Below are 21,152 nucleotides of genomic sequence, written 5' to 3'. Positions count from 1 at the left end.
ATTAACTAGATTATGGGCAACATTAAGTGTATTGGACTTTTAACATCAGGGGGGGATGCGCCCGGTATGAATGCTGCTATACGCGCAGTGACTCGTGCTGCTATTTATAATGGAATAGAAGTGAAGGGTGTTATGCGTGGATATAGAGGCCTTATATTCGACGAAATCGTACCTTTCAAAACAAATAGTGTAAGTAATATTATCCAACAAGGAGGCACAATTCTTAAAACGGCCCGTTGTAAGGAATTTCAGACTACAGAAGGACGCCAGGTAGCTTACGAAGCTCTGGTAAGAGAAGGTATTGATGCCCTTGTGGTGATCGGTGGAGACGGATCACTTACAGGAGCCCGTATATTTGCACAAGAGTTTAATTTCCCTATCGTAGGACTTCCGGGTACTATCGACAATGACCTGTTGGGTACAGATCTTACTATCGGCTACGATACGGCTCTGAATACTATAATGCAGGCTGTAGACAAAATACGTGATACTGCCAGTTCGCACGAACGTCTTTTCTTTATCGAGGTAATGGGGCGTGAATGTGGTTTTCTTGCTCTGAATGGTGCTATAGCATCGGGAGCAGAAGCTGCCATCATTCCTGAGATGTCTTTTCAGCAAGACCAGTTGGCTGACCTTATCTCCAATGGTTTCCGCAAGAGCAAAAACAGTAGCCTCGTACTTGTTACCGAAGGCGACATTACCGGAGGGGCTATGGCTATGGCAGAACGTGTGAAAACAGAATATCCTCAGTACGATGTGCGTGTGACCATATTGGGACATGTACAACGTGGAGGTTCTCCGACAGCTAACGACCGCATATTGGCAAGCCGTATGGGAGCCGCTGCTGTGGATGCCCTGCTCGACGATCAGCGTAATGTGATGATAGGTATTCAGAATGATAAGATCATATATGTACCTTTCTCGAAAGCGATAAAGAAAAACAAGCCTTTGCAGGACGACTTGATGAGAACACTCAAAATACTTTCTATCTAATTAAGATACGAAAGAGTAGAGCATAAAAAAAGGATCGGTTATTCACCGATCCTTTTTTGTATTCTGTACGTGTGCTTATTTTACTTTGTAGTTTGCTTCTTTAGCAAAGTCCATTTGAGCTTTAGCCAGTTCGCCATGCTGTGTTGTATATGCGTTTGACTTTTCATCGTACTCTTTCATTATGCTGTTTGCAGCCTCTTCTGTAGAATCAGTGTTGAGAGTCGATAGTTTACGACCTGTTTCTACTACATCTCTAAGACTTTCGTAAGTTTTTACGGCAGCTTCTTTAAAGGCATCTCCTCCTTTTGGTACTTCAAGACTTTTTACAATATCTATCTCTGCATTTATTTTGACAAGTGCGCTGTCTGTTTGTGCAGCAATTGCACTGAAGTCACTACTTTCTATAGATTTTGTTATATCGTTCTGATATGTTTCACCTAAAGCTGTAATAGTAGTGTTAGCTTTTACTATTGCATCGTTGAATGCTACAGGATCTACTCCGCCACATGAAACAAGAACCAATGCCGTAGCAATTAAAGAAAATAATAATTTTTTCATTTTGTGTTAAATTAAAAATAGTTTTGATAAAATTTGATAACGTCGCAAAAGTAGTTAAAAAAAGGAAATGAGCAAAATTTAAGATGACAACACTCTTTTCTTTGCCAGAAACTCTTTGATTCCGCCTATGTGCTCACGTACTTTTTTATCCGAAAATTCGAAGACTTTAGTTACCAGCCCATCAAGGAAATCACGGTCGTGCGATACCAGTATGATAGTTCCATCGTAGTCGAGCAGCGCATTTTTTAATACTTCTTTGGTTTTCAGGTCAAGATGGTTTGTCGGCTCATCGAGAATAAGCAGGTTTACCGGTTCTAGCAATAGTTTTACCATCGCAAGGCGGGTTCTTTCTCCTCCCGAAAGCACCTTTACTTTCTTGTCCGAGTCTTCTTTGTTGAACATAAATGCACCCAGTATATTTCTTATCTGTGTACGGATATCTCCTTCGGCTACTCTGTCAATGGTTTCGAATACAGTAAGGTCTTCATCGAGCAAGTCTGCCTGATTCTGTGCAAAATATCCTACCTGTACGTTGTGTCCCAGCATCATAGTGCCATTGTATGGTGTTTCGCCCATTACACATTTTACGAAAGTCGATTTTCCTTCACCGTTCTTACCTGCCAGTGCAATTTTTTCGCCACGTTCTATCATCAGATTGGCATTTTCGAAAACAAGATAGTCGTCATATTTCTTAGTCACCATATCCACTGTAAGTGGATAAGTGCCCGATCGGGTTGCCGGCTGAAAGTGGATGCGCACCTGCGATTTGTCTTCTTCGTCTATCTCAACACGCTCCAGTTTTTCCAGTTGTCGCACACGGCTTTGTACAAGTACAGCTTTGGCTGCCTGAGCACGGAATCGTTCTATAAACTCTTCCATTTCGGCTATTTGCTTCTGCTGTGCCTCCCATGCGTGTATCTGTTGTTGGCGGCGTTCCTGCCTTAGTTCAAGATACTTGCTGTAATTGACTTTGTAGTCGTATATTCGCCCAAGAGTAAGTTCTATGGTTCGGGTGGTGACAGCGTCAATGAAAGCCCTGTCGTGTGAAATAAGTACTACAGCCTTTGCCTGTGTCTTGATAAAGTTTTCGAGCCATTCTATCGACTCTATGTCGAGGTGGTTTGTAGGCTCATCCAGCAGCATTATGTCGGGGTTGCGAAGCAGCAACTTTGCCAGTTCGATACGCATACGCCATCCTCCGCTAAACTCGCCGGTAGAACGGTCGAGGTCGGTACGTTTAAAGCCTAATCCGAGCAAAGTCTTTTCTACTTCTCCTTCAAAGTTTACATCTTCCACTCCTGCGAGCCTTTCGTGGGCATGAGTGAAATCGTCTATCAGCTTGGCGTAGTCGTCCGATTCGTAGTCGGTACGTGTTTCCAGCTGTTTGTTCATATCTTCTATCTTTTCTTGCAGATCGAAGATGTGAGAAAACGCCTGCGATGCTTCTTCTCGTACTGTACGATCGTCCACAGTCTTCATCACCTGTGGCAGATAGCCTATAGTGGAGCCATCGGGGCTGGTTACAGTTCCTTTATAGTGTGTGTTGACTCCTGCCAGTATCTTGAGCATAGTACTTTTTCCGGCTCCGTTTTTCCCGACAAGGGCTATTCTGTCTTTTTCGTTTATTATGTAGCTGATATTATCGAACAATGTTCTGTCTCCTAATTCAACTTTCAGACTTTCTACAATTAGCATTTATCTTTCTGTTTTATTTTTTTTGAAGGTGCAAAGGTAGGAAAAAGTAAGAAGAAAATAAATTCCTCAACGAAGCTATTCTACAACAAAAAAATACGGAACACACTTCGAGTGTACTCCGTATTTGTATATTATAGGTTAAAGTTCTATTTCTGCAATCACTTGAATGCCGCAAACTTAAGACATACGGGCATATCTAGCTTTATATTCTGAAATGTATCTTCTAGAAGTCCTGTACTCTGATTGCGTAGGAAAATCTGTATCATATCGCTGTCGCGGCTTGCTACCAACAGGAATTTTCCGTTGGGCGATATAACAAAATTGCGTGGATGTATGCCTGTTTCCTGATAGCCTGCTTTTGTCAGCTTGCCATCTGCCTGATTGATACTGAATATGGCAATGCCATCTCCTTTAAGGCGGTTGGAGGCATACAGGAACTTGCCATCGGGCGAAACGTGTATGTCGCCACTGCCTTTTGCATTTAGAGTATCGGCTTGTATAGATTGTATCTGAGCAAGATTACCATTTTGGCTGTCGTACGAAAACGCAATGACTGCACCCGACAATTCATTTATCAGATAAGCATACTTTCCATTAGGATGAAATGTCAGGTGTCGTGGGCCTGAACCATCGGCTACTTTGAAGAATGGGGGAGTACCCACTTGCAGAAAATTGTCTGCATCTCCTGCTTTTACGTCAAACTTATGTATTTTGTCGGTACCTAAATCGTCAGCAAACAGATAATTGCCATCTGGCGAAAAACGAACACAATGCAGGTATGGTTTTGTCTGACGTTCTGTGTCTGTACCTTTTCCCATAAATCGTATCACTTGTGTAGGCAGATTGAGTGACCCGTCGTCTTTTACTCCGAACTGAGTAATGCTTCCCCCTCCATAGTTGGCTGTGATAACGTGCTTCCCATCTTTATCCACTTCTATATAACATGGTGAATCACCTCCTGTTTTCTGTGAGTTGAGCAGTTTGAGTGATCCATCCTTCTTGTCGAACGAAAATGCGCTGGCAGTTGCTTTTTCTCCCGAATCTTCCGATACGGCGTATACGAACTTTTCGTCCTTGCTTAGCGTAAGGTAGGAAGGGTTATCTATTTTTGTCACTTGCCTGAAGTGCGAGTAGCCCGATACGGTATCGAACTGATAGACGTATATACCCTCACTTTCGCCCCCTGTATATGTACCTACAAGCAGGTGCATACTGTTTTCGTCGCTTACGGTTTCTATATCTTCTGCGGCTATAGAGTTGGTATTATTGTTGTTTTTTCCTTTGTTGCTACAAGAGTATGTAGCCAATAGGATGAATGTGAGTAAAAAAATAAACTTATTCATGTCTCATTTCTATTTTATGTTATGTAACCTACGGCAGTTGTCCTGTTTTTTCAAAATATTTTTTCAAGACCAAAAGATTCAGCAAATCTTCTCTCTCTTTATTTTTGAACTGCTCTATGTATTGATGTGCATTATTTATTATTTCTTGAGCTTTGTCGGGATGTTGGATATAATAATCCATCTGTTCTTCCAAATCGGAATAGTCGTCTTTTATGAGTACATAATGATGATTTGGTATCAATGTGCCTTCCATAAACCACGTTTCGTATTTCGGTTTGGGCATAATGGCTAACGAATTGGACGACATCACCCATTTAAGGTTGCTTGCCACATCGTTGCCCTCGAGGCTCAATATAAATTTATAATCGAGATGCTCTCCTATAGTTAGTCGGCTTGCAGGATATTTGGCGTCTGCTGTTACATTTACCTGCCCTATATCCAGTCTGGGGTTTTTGCCATAGTACATGTCCATAAAGCGGATACGATGCTCCTGACGCACTTTTCCTCTGAAGACAAGCATATTCTTTTTTTCATCGAAAGACTTTTTGTCGTTAAGAAAAAGAAAGTGCCTTATTTTTTCCAGCTTCATAACCACCGAATTGGTATTGTCTCCTTCTATCGGGCGACTTTTTACTATCGAAGGATGATCGGGAACATGGATAATGTCTCCGAACAAGGGGCATATTTTTAAGTCCTGACTAAAATAGCGGGTGTATTCGAAAGCATCGAAAAAGTACACTTTGAAATGATCTTTCAGTTTGAATGCCGAAAGGGGAAGAGCCGTATCGGGTAATTGATATGTCTTGTCCAAGCGGTTGTAATAATTCAGCCTGTTATTTATATAGTCTGAATCGTAATTGCTCAGAGTGCTCAATTTTTTATCTAAAAGTTTCTTGTGATAGTTGAAAAGAGGAACTCTGTAACGGATATAGTTTTTTATATAATACAAGGGTTTGTTGTTCTTGTGCTTAAACGAAGCTCTCTTTAAATTTTTCAGCATGCTTGAATTACAAATTTAGTTTGTATGTAAAAACAGGGATGTACAAAGATAGAAATTCTATTGGTTACAAAACCATTCGAATCCGATAAAAATAGGAATAGGTCAATTCGTTGATTTTAGAAAAATTGAGGAGAAATATTTTGTTTTAATAATATAAAAAACCTATCTTTGTCGGCTGAAAATGAGAAATAACTAAAAATCACTATAAAAATGAAAAAAGATATTCATCCAGAAAACTACCGTCCGGTTGCTTTCAAAGATATGTCAAACGATGAGGTATTTATCTCTCGTTCAACTATCAATGCAAAAGAAACTATCGAAATAGACGGAGTTACTTATCCTTTGGTAAAACTTGAAATTACCAGTGCTTCACATCCATTCTACACAGGTAAACAAAAACTTGTGGATACAGCAGGACGTGTTGATAAGTTCATGAGCCGTTACGCAAAACGTACTCAGCCTAAGAAATAATTGAAAGTATATATACTTCAATAGAATAAAAAAGCCGACTGTTATAGCCGGCTTTTTTTATTGCTCTCAACACTTATTTTACTTTGCTAAGCTTTTCTTTCATATCGTTGCCCAAACGGGTTTTGGTGTCGATATGTTTCAATACTGTTTCCACAAAAGCATTTTCTTCAAATACGCCACGCACTTGTTCGAAGTCGATACGTTTTTGATAGCGGTCGCCATCTACACCAAAGCCTGTTTGTGACGACAGCGAAAACTCTTTGCGGGCATCATCATATATCATTTTATCGAGATCTATTACAGCTTTGAGCCAACGGTCTACAATGTCGGTAATGTCGTCAGCTGTTATCGTATCCGGTGATAGCCCGTAGTATTGCTGAATCTTGTCCCATGCCCATGTCCACTCAAGCGAGTAGTAATTCTCATGCAAGGTTTTAAATACATTGCTTATTTCTTCTACTGTAGTGATATTATCCGATTCTATGTTGGCAATGAGTATATCTACTTCCGAACGGGGGATGAGTACCCCGCCTATGTCGCTCCATACCGAGAGCCCTACATTGGTGTCGGGTTTTAGGCAATGACGTATGTCTTCGTTGCTTGAGAATGTGCAGTTGGATAGGCGCGAAATAATAGAGTTGCCCAAAAATTTATTTATAGCCATATCATATAGCTTCAGTCCTTTGTTGAGAGAGGAGTTTTTTATACGGCATCCTTTATATGAGTAGAAGTCGCTGGCTTCCCCACAGGTGTCGAGCATATCTTTGAGTATTTCGGTAGCCTTAAACATTTTCTGTACGGTATATGGGCTCAGCAGATTGAAATTTATCTGATCCAGTTTGTCGGGATCTTTCCGTTTGTCCCTCTTGGGGAATTTCTGGGCATCGCGTATCGTTCCCACACTCCGAAGGTTGACACCGGGTACAAGTACCGTTTCGTTCTTGTCTTCTATAAGGTACGAAAAAGGCATGTTGGATGTGTCGGTATTGTGGTAGTGTCTGCCCATGATGAGAGAGAACGCTCCTATGCGAGAAGGCCATAGTATGTACGAGTCGCTGGTGGTTTTGCCTCCACGTTCAACTATGCCCTGATGTATAGGCCCCAGCTTATACATATGGTTACTTTGGTTAGAACCCGATCCGGCATTCATAAATGAAAACATACCCGCTATAAGTAAAGTGGACTTGTGGTGAGTAACGGTATATGGCCCGGCAAAGAGAGCACATGCTTCTCCATTCTCGCCCTGACAGTTGCTAAAGAATAGCGAATCGCTTGCCGAATAGGTATGTCCCAGTTGGCATGCTTGTCCTACAAAGCAACGGGTAAGCATTGTTCCATCCTCAACATGTGACCCTGAGCAGATGATGAAATCGTTTGCCATAACGCTATATCCTATATGCACAGGATCGTGGCTGTTGCTGTTTATGCTACCGTTTTCGAGGTGGCGTGCTCCTTCTATTACAGCATGGTCGCCTATGCGTACGTTCTTTATGGCTCCGGCATTCACTATGGTTACATTATTGCCTATGCTCCCCATGTCGGAAGTCTGAGCCTGTGCGTAGGCACGTACCATGTCCTGCAATTTTTTGGTCAGGGTAGGGCGATGCCGATAGAAAGAGAGTATATAAGCAAAGTGTGCACTGAGCTTATCGTATATGATTACCTCACGCCCGCCTGTTTCGTTCAATACCGATACTTCTACACCGTTGCCAAACGAGGTGAGCCCGTCTACATACAGGTGGTGAATATTTTGTATGCGTACGCTATTTCCTATGCGGTAGTTGGCTATGTAATTTTGTATTCCTTCTATAAGTACATTGTCTCCAAGTTCGCAATTATGTAGACAAGCATGATGTATGCCCGAATGCTTTTTTAGTCCGCCGGGCAAAGTAAACTCTTCTTTAAATACTCCTAGTTTTATGTTTCCCGAAAAGGTTACATAATTTATATAATCGGTAGTGAAATCGTTATGGACAGAAATATTGTCCCAATTATCGGCTTTACAGCCTTGCGATTTTAGAATATCTATTTCGTGGGCGGTAAGCGGTCTGTGAGTCATATTATTCTTTTTTATATCGAGCAACAAAAGCCCAATCAAATTACATACTACTTAGTCATAGGTCGCAAATTTACAAATAAGAGTGGATATTGAATAAGCATACGGGTGAAAAACAAACAGCCCCGATTAAAAAAATCGAGGCTGTCGGTATATATTGCTGAAAATATTACTCTTGTTTCAGGTCTTCTTCCACCATACTTTTGTCAGATGATGTTGCATCGTGTAAGAGTCTGTCCTGTAGATCATATTTGCGTACAAATGCCGCTACTTCCGGGTCTAGTGGTGCACGGTAGGCTTTCGACGGATCTAGCTCACAAGCTTTCAGCAGGTGTTCTGTAGCCTTATTGTCGTCGCCCGAGCGTATGGCAAGTATAGCCAGCAAGTATTCTGTATTACCTGTTTGTTCTAGCGATTGCAGCAGTTCGAACGCCTTCATGTTATACCCCATGCTAACAAGGCAAAGAGCTGTGTTATAGTCCGGATAGTCGGATAGTATATCCAATGCTTTCCAGTATTCTCTGTCTTGCAGATGTTGCAGGGCTTTGGCATACTCGGGACGTACTTCTGTGTTTACAGTGATTTCTTCTGCCATTCCCGGACGTGTCATATTGAATATTACGTCTGCTTTATTGAGCATTGGATAGATAGAATCACGGATGATTTTATAGTCGGTAGGGAATGTTTTCTTTATCTCGGTTTCTGTCTGATCAGGATTTACTGCCTGTGTCAGCATTTCCAGTATTTGCGACTTGTTTGGCATATCTTCACGTTTCACCATCAGACGAGCCATTGTGTTCCAGTCTTCGCCGCTATGACGAACTTTAAATACATCGGAACTTACATTCAGAGCCTTGGCAAAGAATGCCTGTAGAGCCTCAACTCGTTTCATAGACAGTTCTATATTCTTCTCGTATTCGCCATCCAGAGATGTTGATACGCGAAGTACTACACTGTCCATTACAAGGTTGCCTTCTCCGGTGAAAGTTTTGTATGTATTTATTACTTTATCTGTTTCGGCTTTATTGTCTTTATAATTGTTGTTGAAACTCCATTTTCCTGCCAAGAACTTAGGATAGATCACCATTGTATTGTACATATCACGGTGCACTGTAGTACGTTTTGTAATCAGAGATGTATCTACCAACTGAGACAAAGAAGATATGAAGTAAGACAATGTGTCTGCCGGCTGATTTGTATAGCTACTGCGGTCTATGGCATCCACTTTGCTGTTCATTGTCAGGCGTAGTCTGCGCATTCCCGGTGATACGGGATAATCTTGCTTGTAGTAGTAAACGAAGTCGGTACTGTTTTCGACAATGCTATCGAGGCGTGTGTTCGTTTCGTATGGAAAAGCTATTATTTCTTTCCTCTTGCTTTCGCTCATGTCCTGCTTCATTTCGTTCAGGGCTATGTCTTCATATTTGTAGCGGTGCTGAACTATATCTATAGAGTCTTTTTCCGAGAACACCTGATTGGCTATCTGATCCATTGTACGTCCTTCGCGGTATATGTCTCTAAACCTGTCAGGTATCTTGCTCATATCTTCACCATCGAGCACCATCTTCTTCATGTTCTTATCGAAGCTTTTCATATAACGGTTGTATGCTCCGATAGTATCTTTACCGTTCGACCAGTCGCGCAAAACTTGTTGTCTTGCTCTTTGCGAAAATTCTTTGTAAAAGTCTACACGGTATTCGTTCTTTTGTTCAATCTTTTGTTTTCCTTTTTCCAAGTCTTCCGGTTTGATTACTCTTTTCATATACTTGGCAAAGTATCCTGTAGTATCTTTTCCCTTGGCAAAGTCCTTCATTGCTTTTTCTCTTACTTTGCGGGCATTCTCATGATATATTTTCTTTGTATATCCTACACCTTTTGCTTCGGTAAGTGCTTCTACTTCATCTTTGTCAGATTTCCATGTTTCGAAGTCTGTTTGGCGGCTCCACTCTTTGTGGTATTGTCCATAATAAAAACCTTGCTGGGTATTGATGTCTTTTCTTACTCCGGTATAGTCTACAAATACGCTGTCATATTTCGATTTGTCTACTATCGATTTCAAGAATTTATCATAGTCGGCGTATGATTCCTTTTGCTTGTCGGCAAAAGTCTGTCCTTTGATAACTACATCTTTCAACGGAACCAGAGAGTCGTTGTGTAGCAACACTGGCGACAAAGTAAGGCGCCAGTTGGGCGAAATCAGGTTTTTAGGAACTTTTACTACAAAGTCAATATTTACTCTTCCGTTTTGCTCCGGAGTAAAGCGTGATTTGGCAGTTACTACGACCTCGTTGAGGTGTTGTACTTCGTTCAGATTTGTAACCTTACCTTCTTCGGGTGAGTTCGATTTTGTTATTACTTCCGCATTGGTATACGTTACTTGTTCCGATATCATGGCCGTCCCCGAACCTTTATCGGCTCCTTCTACGTATGGCAACTCTATGTTCGGACGTTGAGATGTCATAAACAAATCTTTGGTCATGGCATCTTCCTTCGTGTGAGGCACCTTCACTTGTGTCTTTTTGGATACATATCCCAGTTCGGGATTTCGCGAAGCTTTTATTTCCCTTACAGAATGTGAAGTTTTGCAGGAAAGCATGATAGCTATAATTATTACCGTAAATATGGGCAGTAATACCGTATGCAAGCCTGAAGAGAATACTTTGGTGATTCTTTTTTCCATATAAAAAAATTACTATGTCTTAGTGTTGTAAAGTTTAATATTGCAAAATTGCTGCAAATATAGCGAATATATGCAGACGATGTAAAAATAGCTCCTTTTTTTAACATATAAAAGAAGTTTATTTACAGAAGCAATATAAAAAACAGTCTCCATTGTTTTTACTTTCTGATAACACGAGCCTAGACCTAATTAGTTGCTTATTATTTTCTGAGAATATACAAATATATAGATCTTTTACTATACTATAACTCATAAATCTCATTTTTGTTTATGCTGTTCTAATAATTTAAAGTTTTAAAATTATGTGTTAATATCCGATTACGATATTGTATGAGAGCTAAAGCTGTACTTTTTCTTTTTTTGATGCGTATTTTTCTACAAAAACATAACAGTCTTTTCTCTATATTTTTCTAAGTTTGCATTTTACGCAAAAGGTGTATATTTAACACCATTGCGAAAACTGTGAAAACATATTATTTGTTATGAACTAAATAACATAATAAATATTCATTAATGTTTTAGATGCCCATTTCAAGAGTATAATTTTATCATAATTATTTAGCTTATGGTTTTTATAAAAAAATTTAAGACAGTATTCTTTTATATACTGATTATAGGAGGATTTTCTGCGGCTATGTACTGGATTATAGACGTTGGTAAACAGTTGGAACAAGGACGCGAAATAGTGTTGAATGTATCGGCGGAAAATTCGTTCCAACAATTTTTGAATTCATTTACCGAAAATTTTCATCATCCGGCTGCTCTTTTACTCCTTCAGGTGATTTCTATAATTGCAGTTTCCCGTATTTTCGGGTTGTTGTTTAAGAAGATGGGGCAACCTATGGTTATCGGCGAAATCATAGCCGGTATTGCTTTAGGACCATCGTTGCTTGGGCTCTATTTTCCCGAAGTCTCTTCATTTTTGTTTGCACCTCAGTCGTTGAGCAATCTGCAAGTACTTAGCCAGATAGGGTTGGTGCTGTTCATGTTTATTGTTGGTATGGATCTCGATATAGGCGTTTTGAAAAATAAAGCCCACGAAGCAGTTGTTATCAGTCATGCGAGTATTATTGTTCCGTTTGCTTCCGGGGTTGCGTTAGCTTATTTTATCTACTCTTCGTTTGCTCCCGCAGGCGTTCCTTTTTCTTCGTTCGGGCTGTTTCTCGGTATATCAATGAGTATAACCGCATTTCCTGTGCTGGCTCGAATAATTCAGGAACGGAATATTCACAAAACCCGCTTGGGTGCTATTGTCATCACTTGTGCGGCAGCAGACGACATTACAGCATGGTGCTTGCTGGCAGTGGTAATTGCCATAGTGAAAGCGGGATCTGTGGTAAGTTCGGTTTATACCATTCTGCTGGCAGTGGCATATGTGATTTTGATGATAAAGCTTGTACGTCCATTTCTTAAAAAGCTGGCATTGAGGTATGAGACAGGCAAGGCGGGATGGAAGTCGATAGTAGCCGTATTCTTTCTGGTTCTTCTGGTATCGTCTTACACTACCGAGGTGATAGGAATACATGCTCTTTTCGGAGCATTCATGGCTGGGGCTGTTATGCCTCATAGCAGTAAATTCAGAAGCATGTTTATAGAAAAAATAGAAGATGTGGCGTTGGTGCTTCTTCTTCCTCTTTTCTTTGTTATCACAGGTTTGCGTACCGAGATAGGCTTACTCAACGATGGTTCGCTGTGGCTGGTTACAGGTATTATTATCGTTGTGGCTACTCTTGGCAAATTTGTAGGTAGTAGTGTTGCAGCCCGTTTTGTAGGGCAAAGCTGGAAAGATAGTCTTAGTATAGGGGCTTTGATGAATACCCGAGGGCTTATGGAGCTCATAGTGCTCAATATAGGGTACGACTTGGGTATATTGAATGCTGAAATTTTTGCAATGATGGTGATTATGGCATTGGTTACTACATTTATGACAGGGCCTTTGCTCAATTTGTTTCAAAAAGTATTCAAATAAAAAAAGTCCGCAACATCTCGTCGCAGACTTCCCTAAAACCTTAACACAAACTTTACAAAACTATATGCCATATAAACTACCAAATGGCTAAATATGTTCACAGGCATTTTGTTAATTAACATAATTGTGCGATTTTTTCACAGAATAAACATTTAGATCTAAAAGTAAATCTGTTTACTGCTAATATGTTATATAAAATGGCAAAAATATTTATTTTTGCCATTTTATTTGTTGCTAAATGTTTTTTTGATTTTAGATCTTATTCTTTTACTGCTATTTTAACTCAATATTCTTTTACCGGAATAGTTTTTTAACTATTTCAGCACTATTTCTATTATCGAATCTGTATCGTCCAGATTGCCTTCGATAGTGAAGTTGACGTTACCCGTTTTTTTGTCTTTTTTCCATGCCAGTTGCGAATCTACATTTATCCATTTTGCCGATTTTATATTTGGAATATTAAGTTCTATATTCTCAGTTTCTTTATTCAAAATATGCAGATAGTACACATTTCCTTTTTTGGTAGATGCTCCCCACGTCTGAGGTTTTACAAAACCTTGTTGAGTTTCGTAGATAGTATAGCCATACTTGTTGAGCCATTCGCCCATTTGTTGTAGTCGGCTAACGCACTCGGGTTGAATCACTCCGTTTGGCATAGGACCTACATTGAGCAGCAGATTGGCTCCTGTGCCGGCTGTGCGGATAAGAAGATGTAGCAGTTCTTTTGTGGACTTAAATTTATCGTCGGTGATGTTGAAGCCCCACGAAGCAGATATTGTCTGACAGGTTTCGAGAGGGAGGTGTGATACTGCCTGTCCGCTATATCCTGCCTCGTTTTCGCCGGGTACATCACGTTCAAATACCTGATAACTTTCGCCCTGAAGCGGAGGTAAGTGGTGATTGTTTGCTATCAGACATTCGGGGCGAATACTATGAATGAGTTCGTATATTTCGGGATAGTGCCAATCGACATACGTCGCGTGGTTTGTTCTGTTCTTGTCTTCTGTCTGATCCCAGTGTCCATCGAACCAAACGCCCGCCACATTATAATTGGTGAGCAGCTCGGTCAGCTGTGCTTTCATAAAGTTGATGTATGACGGCCAGTTGCTTTTCTCTGTGCGGCCTGTTCCTTTGCCCGTACGTCCTGTTTCGTATTGGTAGTCGCTACGCATCCAGTCGATAAGCGAATAATAGAGAACCAGCTTTATCCCCTCTTTCTCGCATTCGTCGGATAGCTGTTTTACAATGTCTTTTCCGTAAGGGGTGTTCATTATGTTCCAGTACGATTGCTGGGTATTCCAGTTGCTGAATCCGTCGTGGTGTCGCGATGTGAAATTTATATACTTCATCCCTGCTTCTTTGGCTATTCTTACCCACTCTTTGGCATCGAATGCCTGAGGGTTGAATAGTTGTTGCAACCGCATATAGTCGTTACATTTCACAGGGCGATTGTTCATAATCCATTCTCCTGCTCCCAGCACGCTATAAGGCCCAAAGTGTATAAACAAACCAAAACGTGCGTCTTCGAACCATTTTGTGTCCGGAGCTTTAGCGGTCTGACCTTTCGTATTGACACAGATAAATAATAATATAAACAAATACACAAATGTTTTTTTCATAGTCTTGTTTTTGGGGTTAATGCCTATAAAGATAGGAAAAAGAGAATGGATATTATCTGAAAGTTAAAATAAGAATAAAGATTTTGCAATTAATTTATCTATACTGTAAAAACGCGGTATGGATACATTTTCAATCTTTGTGATACTTGCAATTATCATTTCGGCTTCTGTTTATTGGGGTAGCTTCCTTTCATTGCATTTGCCCGAATTGTTTTCCGCCCTCGATTGTAAACCTTTCAACTGCCGCCCGTGTCTGTCGTTCCATATAATGTGGTGTTTGTCAGCTGTGTGTGCATTGGTCTTAACTTGCGAATTGGTATTTTATATTGGGTTTATTTTGTCGTTCGCAGTATTTTTTGTACTTAAATATATAGATAATAAAATGATAATAAAATGATAATAAAATGATAATAAAATGATAATAAAATGATAATAAAATGATAATAAAATGAGTAAAATTGAATTAAAATCAGAAGTAGAGCAGTTATTGGCCGAAGTAGATAAAACTCATCGTTACTCCATGAGTAAGATATATGATGTAGCGAACAGAGTGTTTGATAAAAATGAGACTCCCCAGTCGTGTGCCAGTTGCCTTATTCGCAAAGTGAGAGAACTCAGAAAATGGCTCGAAGACCAAAATGAGGAAAACATACCCTCTGTAAAGAGCACTTCAACAGGCGTAAAGAAGAAAAAATCAGGACGAAAAATAAAAGAATAATGCAGAGCGAAAAGAATAAAAGATGCAGTAGCCGAAAAAAGAAGTTTGTACAAACGATAAAAGATTACAAAGACCCTGATGCGTTCTTGTCGGCTGCTTTCGAATATTTTGCATGGTGCGAAGACAATCCATGGACAAAAAAGGAATTGCAGCGATCGGGTGATCGTAAAGGTGAAATTGTCGAAATACCTGTAACCAGACCATACACGCTTGCCGGTCTGTGTGTCTATTGTAATATCAATGAGTCTATATTCAGGACTTATCTCAAGTCGGACGATATGAAAGGTGCTGCACAGCATATACTGGATACTATTTGTCAAAATCAGACAGAGGGCGCTATTATAGGAGCATATAATTCTAGTTTTGTTAGTCGCTTGCTCGAACTTAATTCGATAAGCAACGATCAGGAAAACCGTTTAGACGTGCCTTTTATGGTTACAGTAGCCGATAGCAAGACAAAGGATGAGCTTGAAAAATTCAGAGACAAGTTGCGATTGGGATAGGTTTAATTGGGTTAACAATAATTAACTATAAAAATATGCTTTTCTGATTTTACTTTTTCCTCTTATTCTAGTCTTAATTATACGGAGACTTTAATAATAATCAAAAAAAAGCATGAAAAAACTAATTTTATTCTTAATGGCTGTGATGATGATCACTAGCGGAGCAATGGCTCAGCAACGACAAAGAGCTACTCCCGAAGAACGTGCCAAACGGCAGACCGAAACTCTGGTAAAAGAACTTAGCCTGACTCAGGAGCAAAAAGACAAGGTGTATGAAATTAATTTGAAATATGCCAATGCTGATGCAAAAAATACAGAGAATGCCGATAGAGAAAAACGGATGGCGGAGTTTCAGAAACTTCAGGGCGAGAGAATAGCTGCAATAAAGGAAGTACTGACCGCAGAGCAACAGAAGAAATTAGATAAACATATATCTGACAATCAAGACAAAATGAAAGGTAATAGCCGGAGACAAAGGTAACAAAAACGATTGGTTGGGACGGTGGAAGACGGGAGTCTTTCACCGTTTTCGTTTTTGGAGAAAGCCCGGCAACGTGGTAAACCGTTTGACGAAACTCAGCTGTATGGCTCCGGTGTTGAACATCATTTCATTCTCTTTGGAATAAATGATATATACCACATTGTTAATTGCCGATAATCCGATCGACCAGTCGTTGCGGTCGTAGCCTGCCGAAAAACGAGGAAACATAGTTGGATATACTTCCAAACGGTCTTTGCCGAAACGGTCAAAACCTTTTGCGCCTACGTTGATGCCAAAAGACATGGAACCGGACAGATAAACGTATTTGTTTATAACCCATGTGTATGCATAACCTGCACTGACACCAAATTGGAAGTTTTTTATCTTATAGTCATTATTGAACATAAGTGATCCTGCCGATTCGGCCTTATTAAAATATATACCGCCACCCAATAGAAAGCTGCCAGCCGATTTTATTTGCTTCTCGTTCTGATCGTATGCTGCCTGATACGAGAATTTATTTCCATTGAATATGTATTGAGAAAAGGCTCCGTACTGCACAAGTTTTATATCCGAATAGAAATTATATTCTCCCTCTTTGGGTTCGGTATATAGCCCCTTGTATCGTTGAAAAAATATGTCGGTAACAAATCTGCGTCCATAGTAATGGTATTGGAAATCGAGCGACTTTGTTTTTCCTTTTTTTTTGTCGCGCATAAAGTCGAACCCGTATCCTCCACTGATAGAATAGTTTTTGTAAGATACGCCCAAACCTATACCGAAGGGGGCATTGGGACGATAGATGGCTTCGTCATTGTCGCCCAGATTGTGGATCAGAGATGTGTACTTGTCCGAAAAATAGGGGCGGATAGACGATTCGTGTTCGTAGAAGCGGACATACGAACTATCCACCTGACCATATACAGGTGCAACAGTAAATATAAGGATCAGTAAAAAGAGAAATCCTGTCTGCTGCATAAGTCGGCATTTCTTATCCACTAGAGGGTACAATTATCTTGCTTTATGTGTATCAACGAAAAATGAGCGGGGTTAGTATAGCGATATCTATCCCAATATAGAAATTACTTCCTTCCAATCGTTTACCCTTTTGTGTTTCCTGTTTTCTACATTTACATTATGCGGTTGGCTAAACAGTATTGTTTCACCATCGAAATAGTCTAGATTCTTGGGGTGGTCGTCGAGCATTATATCTCCTTTTATCGAGTCTTTCTTTCCGCAAAATATCATTTGCTGCCATGTGATAAAGGGAAAATGCTCGTTGAGCCAGAATAATTTATCTTCCAGACTGTATGGAAACTCTGTGGCTGACGAAACAATGAGTACTTTATATTTCTCATTCAGCATCTTCAATCCCTCTACACTGTCTTTCATTACAGGTGCTGTGCGGAAAAAGCCTTTCGACATTACATATTTTCTTCCGTTCCGAAAAGCATCTAATTCAAGCTTGCCTTCCACATCGGCCAGTGTTCGTTTTATACCCAGTTCTTCTGTTTCGTATCTGAATAGCTGTGCATAAACGTCTGCCAGCACACCATCCATATCCACAAGTAGTTGTTGCATTTGTTGTTATATATTTCTTATTTAAGTAAAATCTTCGGGTTTTTCTATTCTTTCTCCATTGTTGTAGCTGGCAAATCGTCCATCATTACGTTTATTTACCGGCCCCGGGCTATCCCACTGCCAGCCTCCGAACTGAGTTTGCTCGTAGTCCGAAATGGCTTGTTCTATTTCGTCGCGCGTATTCATCACAAACGGGCCATAGGTAGCCACTGATTCTCGTATGGGTTCTCCTTCGAGTAGCAGTAGACGACTTTCTGTATCGCCGTTTCGGATAAGTATATCTTCGTTGCCATCCAGTTCGGCAAAATGATCTACCTCCATTCCTTGCCCCTCTATATCAGCTTTGTTGCCTTCGTAGAAGTAAAGCATACGGCCGGTTGATGCAGAAACCTTTGGTATGGTCAGTTCAGCATTGGGATTCATCATTATTAGCCAGATGTTCACTTTGTTGTTCCTGTCGTATGCCCACGATGCAGGCAGTGGATCAGGGGACTTCACCCCATAGCACGATCCTGCAATTACTTTTACGAGAGAAGTATTGCTATTTTCGTCATCAATTTTGGCTATGGGTATCTGTTCGTGCCACAACATTTTATAATCGGGCTTAGCAAATTTATCTTTTCGTGGCAGGTTGAGCCATATCTGAAACAGCTCCATCGGGTTGTCTTTGGTTTCACTGAGCACGGGAAACATTTCCGAATGTTGTATTCCCGCTCCTGCTGTCATCCATTGCACATCGCCTTGCCCGTACCTTCCGTGCGAACCTTTAGAGTCGAAATGGTCGGCAAAACCTTCGGTAACTACAGTTATGGTTTCAAAGCCCCGATGTGGGTGTACCGGAAATCCGGGTATAGTGTCGCCATAATACATGCGCCACGGAGCATTGTGATCGAAGTCTTCACCAATTCTTCTGCTTTCCAGATAATGAGCCGGTTCCATTTTTCCATTACCTTTAGGAAAGTGATCTTTGTGATGGAAACATACGATAAAGGGATTTTTTACCGGTAATTGAAATCCCATCTTTGCTATTTTGATTACTTTCATTTTATGACAGTTTTAATTTTAACAAATGTAAGAAAAATTACCTACATTTGTCTCAATAATTCTTCTTATCTGTATATGAAAAAGCTGTTTATATTTTTTACTTTTTGTTTGCTGTCCGTTCTTTCTGTTATGTCGCAGGATATGCAACAGCGTGCCCAGTCGATGCTGGCTATGGCTGTGCAGCGAGAGGCTGAAGGGGGATCGCCCGACGAATTTAATGCACTGTTTGAGCAGGCTGTACAGTTTCAGCCCCAAGATGAGGCTATATATATGATCTGGGGACTTATTATAGCTCGCTATGCCGAACGTAACGATAGTACAGAATTGCTTGACAGTAGTTTGCGCAAGTTTGAAAAAGCCGCCGAGCTCAACCCTGAAAATGCTCAGGTATATGGTTCGTGGGGTGTATGTCTGTCCTATTATGCTTTCAGAACCAAAGGAGATAGTTTATATACAGCGAGTTTCGATAAGTTTGCAAAAGCTATTGAGCTAAATCCTAAAGATAAAGAAAGCTTCCTTAACTGGGGTACAACACTGTTGGATAGAGCCAAGAGCAAAAAAGATGTGGATAGTTTTAAGGAATGTGTCGGTAAATATGAAGAGGTGTTGAAGCTCGATCCCAACTCGATGCCTGCATGGCGCGACAAAGGATACGCATATCTGAGTATAGGACGCTACGAAAAGAATTTTCCTAAATACAGAGAGCAGCTCGAAGAATCGTATTTCAGAGCCGAGCAACTGGGTAGTCAGTCGTCAGCTTACAATCTGGCATGCTATTATTCGTTGATAAACGAAAAAGATGAATCTTTTAAATGGCTCGAAAAGTCAATTATAAAAGATAATTCATATTCTGCCAAGATGCTCGACTTTACCCGTAAGAAAATGGACTCGGACGAGGATCTTAACAATATTCGCCGCGATAAACGTTACAAGAAGTTATTGAACAAATATTTGCCCGAAAAATAAGACATACGCCCAACATTATGTCCGGCAAGTAAGTATTAATGTTTTATAAAAATGAGAAGTTTTCTGTTCCATTTTTGTATTTGCATTGTTCTTTCTACATGAAAATTTATTAACCAACCAATGAATAGAGTTATATGAAAGTATTTATAATAAACGGAGGGCAGCATTTTGCCCATTCAGGAGGCAGGTTCAACAAAACATTGACAGAATGGACAGTCAATTTTTTTGAGAAAGAAAAGAATGCAGAAGTTAAAGTCACCGATATAAATGACGAGTACGATGCTGAAGAAGAAATTCGCAAATATGTATGGGCAGATGTCGTAATCTATCATTTTCCTGTTTGGTGGTTTCATCTTCCTTTTCGTCTGAAAGAATATATAGATCAGGTATTTACCGCAGGACACAATAATGGTATTTATAAAAGTGATGGCAGAAGCCGCCACAGCGACAATCCTAAGCTGCATTATGGTACAGGAGGCCTGCTGCAAGGAAGAAAATATATGCTGACAAGTTCGTGGAACGCACCTATTGAGGCATTTACTGTGAAAGGTGAATTTTTTGAACAGAATGATGAAGATCAGGTTTTGATAGGCGTTCACAAATTGAATCAGTTTACAGGACTTGAGAGACTGGAAAGCTTCCATTTTCACGAAATGGAAAAGGCAGTTACAGACGAGAGTATAGAGAATAACAAGAACGAATATATCAAACATTTGCGTAAGGTATTCTAATAGAGATAGTGCTTCCTCACTGTTAGATAGTATAAAATTGAAGAGATAGATTTGTCTGTCTCTTTTTTTGTTTAAAATATTATTTGTTGCATATTTATCTATATATTTGCTTTATTGCCCTATTAAGATAAAACTAATCAGCTATTTGTATGATAGACAAACAAGATTATCTGAAAAAGAACTACATACGTGTAGTGGAGCTTATCTGGTCTCTCGAAAACGTAAATGATATATATGCAATTTCTTTTTGGAAAGATAATTCTGAAAACGATCCGCGTTATCCCCGAATAGCTATAGGATATAATACATACGCAAACTTAGACTTTGAGGCCAATCACGCTTCTAGTAGAGATGAGGCTAAATGGAATTTTGCTTTCTGGCTGCAAAATGAATTGCTTACTATAGGAGGCGCAGGCGATAGAGATCTGGTGAAATGGTTTAAACACGAAGATCTTTTCTATTCTGATGAAGAGCATAAATTTGTTGAAATCGGAGATAAACGATGGACTGAACTCCTCAATATGGACGAGAAGATGCAAGTGTTGTTTATGGATGTTGTGATAGATATTTGTACACGATTGCATAAAGAGGGACATCTAGAAAAGAAATTCGGTGTACATATTCCAATTGTTATTCACGAACTCGAATATTACGACTTGCCTGTAAGCTGGACTAAAAGAGGAAATCCACACAATATTGTTGCTGAATTTGTGCAATGGGCAGATAACGAATATATTCGGTAAA

The 21,152-nt window shown here is 40.0% G+C and carries 19 protein-coding genes; 9 read left to right on the top strand and 10 right to left on the bottom strand.

Going from position 1 to position 21,152, the window contains the following annotated elements; all coding sequences use genetic code 11:
• The first annotated feature begins 12 nt into the window (after positions 1 to 12).
• Complete coding sequence (gene pfkA / locus BGC7_RS02310; protein ID WP_050699946.1) at positions 13 to 993, top strand: 6-phosphofructokinase; 981 nt, start codon at positions 13 to 15, stop codon at positions 991 to 993.
• Positions 994 to 1,068: 75 nt separating this feature from the next.
• Here pfkA and BGC7_RS02305 read toward each other — a convergent pair whose 3' ends face one another.
• The 4 genes from BGC7_RS02305 to BGC7_RS02290 form a co-directional block, all read right to left on the bottom strand.
• A complete protein-coding gene (locus tag BGC7_RS02305) occupies positions 1,069 to 1,551 on the bottom strand; it encodes a hypothetical protein (RefSeq protein ID WP_050699945.1) in 483 nt (160 codons plus the stop codon).
• 78 nt (positions 1,552 to 1,629) lie between these two features.
• Positions 1,630 to 3,246: an ABC-F family ATP-binding cassette domain-containing protein gene (locus tag BGC7_RS02300; RefSeq protein ID WP_050699944.1), complete on the bottom strand. Its 1,617-nt coding sequence runs from the start codon at positions 3,244 to 3,246 to the stop codon at positions 1,630 to 1,632.
• Positions 3,247 to 3,404: 158 nt separating this feature from the next.
• On the bottom strand, positions 3,405 to 4,589 hold the full coding sequence (locus BGC7_RS02295; RefSeq protein ID WP_050699943.1) for a lactonase family protein: 1,185 nt from the start codon (positions 4,587 to 4,589) through the stop codon (positions 3,405 to 3,407).
• Between the two features lie 28 nt (positions 4,590 to 4,617).
• Entirely contained in the window at positions 4,618 to 5,589 is a 972-nt protein-coding gene (locus tag BGC7_RS02290) for a glycosyl transferase family 90 (RefSeq protein WP_050699942.1), read from the bottom strand.
• A gap of 210 nt (positions 5,590 to 5,799) precedes the next feature.
• Between BGC7_RS02290 and BGC7_RS02285 the strand changes: the two genes are divergently transcribed.
• Positions 5,800 to 6,060: a type B 50S ribosomal protein L31 gene (locus BGC7_RS02285; RefSeq protein WP_050699941.1), complete on the top strand. Its 261-nt coding sequence runs from the start codon at positions 5,800 to 5,802 to the stop codon at positions 6,058 to 6,060.
• A 73-nt stretch (positions 6,061 to 6,133) separates the two neighbouring features.
• On the opposite strand, the gene BGC7_RS02280 is transcribed toward BGC7_RS02285, so the two are convergent.
• Together BGC7_RS02280 and BGC7_RS02275 are read right to left on the bottom strand one after the other, a co-directional pair.
• Positions 6,134 to 8,119 carry a DUF4954 family protein gene (locus tag BGC7_RS02280; RefSeq protein WP_050700019.1) on the bottom strand — a complete coding sequence of 662 codons (1,986 nt, stop codon included), beginning with the start codon at positions 8,117 to 8,119 and terminating at the stop codon, positions 6,134 to 6,136.
• A gap of 166 nt (positions 8,120 to 8,285) precedes the next feature.
• Complete coding sequence (locus BGC7_RS02275) at positions 8,286 to 10,796, bottom strand: tetratricopeptide repeat protein (protein WP_050699940.1); 2,511 nt, start codon at positions 10,794 to 10,796, stop codon at positions 8,286 to 8,288.
• Between the two features lie 565 nt (positions 10,797 to 11,361).
• Here BGC7_RS02275 and BGC7_RS02270 point away from each other — a divergent pair.
• Complete coding sequence (locus BGC7_RS02270; protein ID WP_050699939.1) at positions 11,362 to 12,765, top strand: cation:proton antiporter domain-containing protein; 1,404 nt, start codon at positions 11,362 to 11,364, stop codon at positions 12,763 to 12,765.
• A 314-nt stretch (positions 12,766 to 13,079) separates the two neighbouring features.
• Here BGC7_RS02270 and BGC7_RS02265 read toward each other — a convergent pair whose 3' ends face one another.
• Positions 13,080 to 14,384: an alpha-L-fucosidase gene (locus BGC7_RS02265; RefSeq protein ID WP_050699938.1), complete on the bottom strand. Its 1,305-nt coding sequence runs from the start codon at positions 14,382 to 14,384 to the stop codon at positions 13,080 to 13,082.
• A 448-nt stretch (positions 14,385 to 14,832) separates the two neighbouring features.
• Between BGC7_RS02265 and BGC7_RS02260 the strand changes: the two genes are divergently transcribed.
• From BGC7_RS02260 to BGC7_RS02250, 3 genes are all read left to right on the top strand, one after another.
• Complete coding sequence (locus BGC7_RS02260; RefSeq protein WP_050699937.1) at positions 14,833 to 15,102, top strand: hypothetical protein; 270 nt, start codon at positions 14,833 to 14,835, stop codon at positions 15,100 to 15,102.
• Complete coding sequence (locus BGC7_RS02255) at positions 15,102 to 15,605, top strand: terminase small subunit (protein WP_050699936.1); 504 nt, start codon at positions 15,102 to 15,104, stop codon at positions 15,603 to 15,605. Before BGC7_RS02260 ends, BGC7_RS02255 begins: the two co-directional genes overlap by 1 nt.
• Before the next feature lie 112 nt (positions 15,606 to 15,717).
• Entirely contained in the window at positions 15,718 to 16,086 is a 369-nt protein-coding gene (locus BGC7_RS02250; protein ID WP_157258626.1) for a DUF4890 domain-containing protein, read from the top strand.
• A 39-nt stretch (positions 16,087 to 16,125) separates the two neighbouring features.
• Here the strand turns inward: BGC7_RS02250 and BGC7_RS02245 are convergent, their stop codons facing one another.
• From BGC7_RS02245 to BGC7_RS02235, 3 genes are all read right to left on the bottom strand, one after another.
• The gene (locus BGC7_RS02245) at positions 16,126 to 17,064 is read right to left on the bottom strand and encodes a DUF4421 family protein (RefSeq protein WP_050699934.1); all 939 of its coding nucleotides are present in this window, start codon (positions 17,062 to 17,064) and stop codon (positions 16,126 to 16,128) included.
• An 87-nt stretch (positions 17,065 to 17,151) separates the two neighbouring features.
• Complete coding sequence (locus BGC7_RS02240) at positions 17,152 to 17,667, bottom strand: 5' nucleotidase, NT5C type (RefSeq protein WP_050699933.1); 516 nt, start codon at positions 17,665 to 17,667, stop codon at positions 17,152 to 17,154.
• A gap of 21 nt (positions 17,668 to 17,688) precedes the next feature.
• Positions 17,689 to 18,711, bottom strand: a complete 1,023-nt coding sequence (locus BGC7_RS02235; RefSeq protein WP_050699932.1) for a pirin family protein — start codon at positions 18,709 to 18,711, stop codon at positions 17,689 to 17,691.
• A gap of 75 nt (positions 18,712 to 18,786) precedes the next feature.
• Here BGC7_RS02235 and BGC7_RS02230 point away from each other — a divergent pair, with 75 nt between their 5' ends.
• From BGC7_RS02230 to BGC7_RS02220, 3 genes are all read left to right on the top strand, one after another.
• Positions 18,787 to 19,677, top strand: coding sequence for a tetratricopeptide repeat protein (locus BGC7_RS02230; RefSeq protein ID WP_157258624.1), 891 nt, complete (start codon positions 18,787 to 18,789; stop codon positions 19,675 to 19,677).
• A gap of 134 nt (positions 19,678 to 19,811) precedes the next feature.
• Positions 19,812 to 20,408, top strand: coding sequence for an NAD(P)H-dependent oxidoreductase (locus BGC7_RS02225; RefSeq protein WP_050699930.1), 597 nt, complete (start codon positions 19,812 to 19,814; stop codon positions 20,406 to 20,408).
• A 149-nt stretch (positions 20,409 to 20,557) separates the two neighbouring features.
• Positions 20,558 to 21,151, top strand: a complete 594-nt coding sequence (locus tag BGC7_RS02220) for a hypothetical protein (protein ID WP_050699929.1) — start codon at positions 20,558 to 20,560, stop codon at positions 21,149 to 21,151.
• Position 21,152 lies beyond the last annotated feature (1 nt).

Origin of the sequence: Dysgonomonas sp. BGC7 (assembly GCF_001261735.1) — a bacterium.
Lineage (GTDB): Bacteria > Bacteroidota > Bacteroidia > Bacteroidales > Dysgonomonadaceae > Dysgonomonas.
The sequence above is the reverse complement of the archived record's forward strand: the minus strand, read 5'-3'. Positions and strand labels throughout refer to the sequence as shown.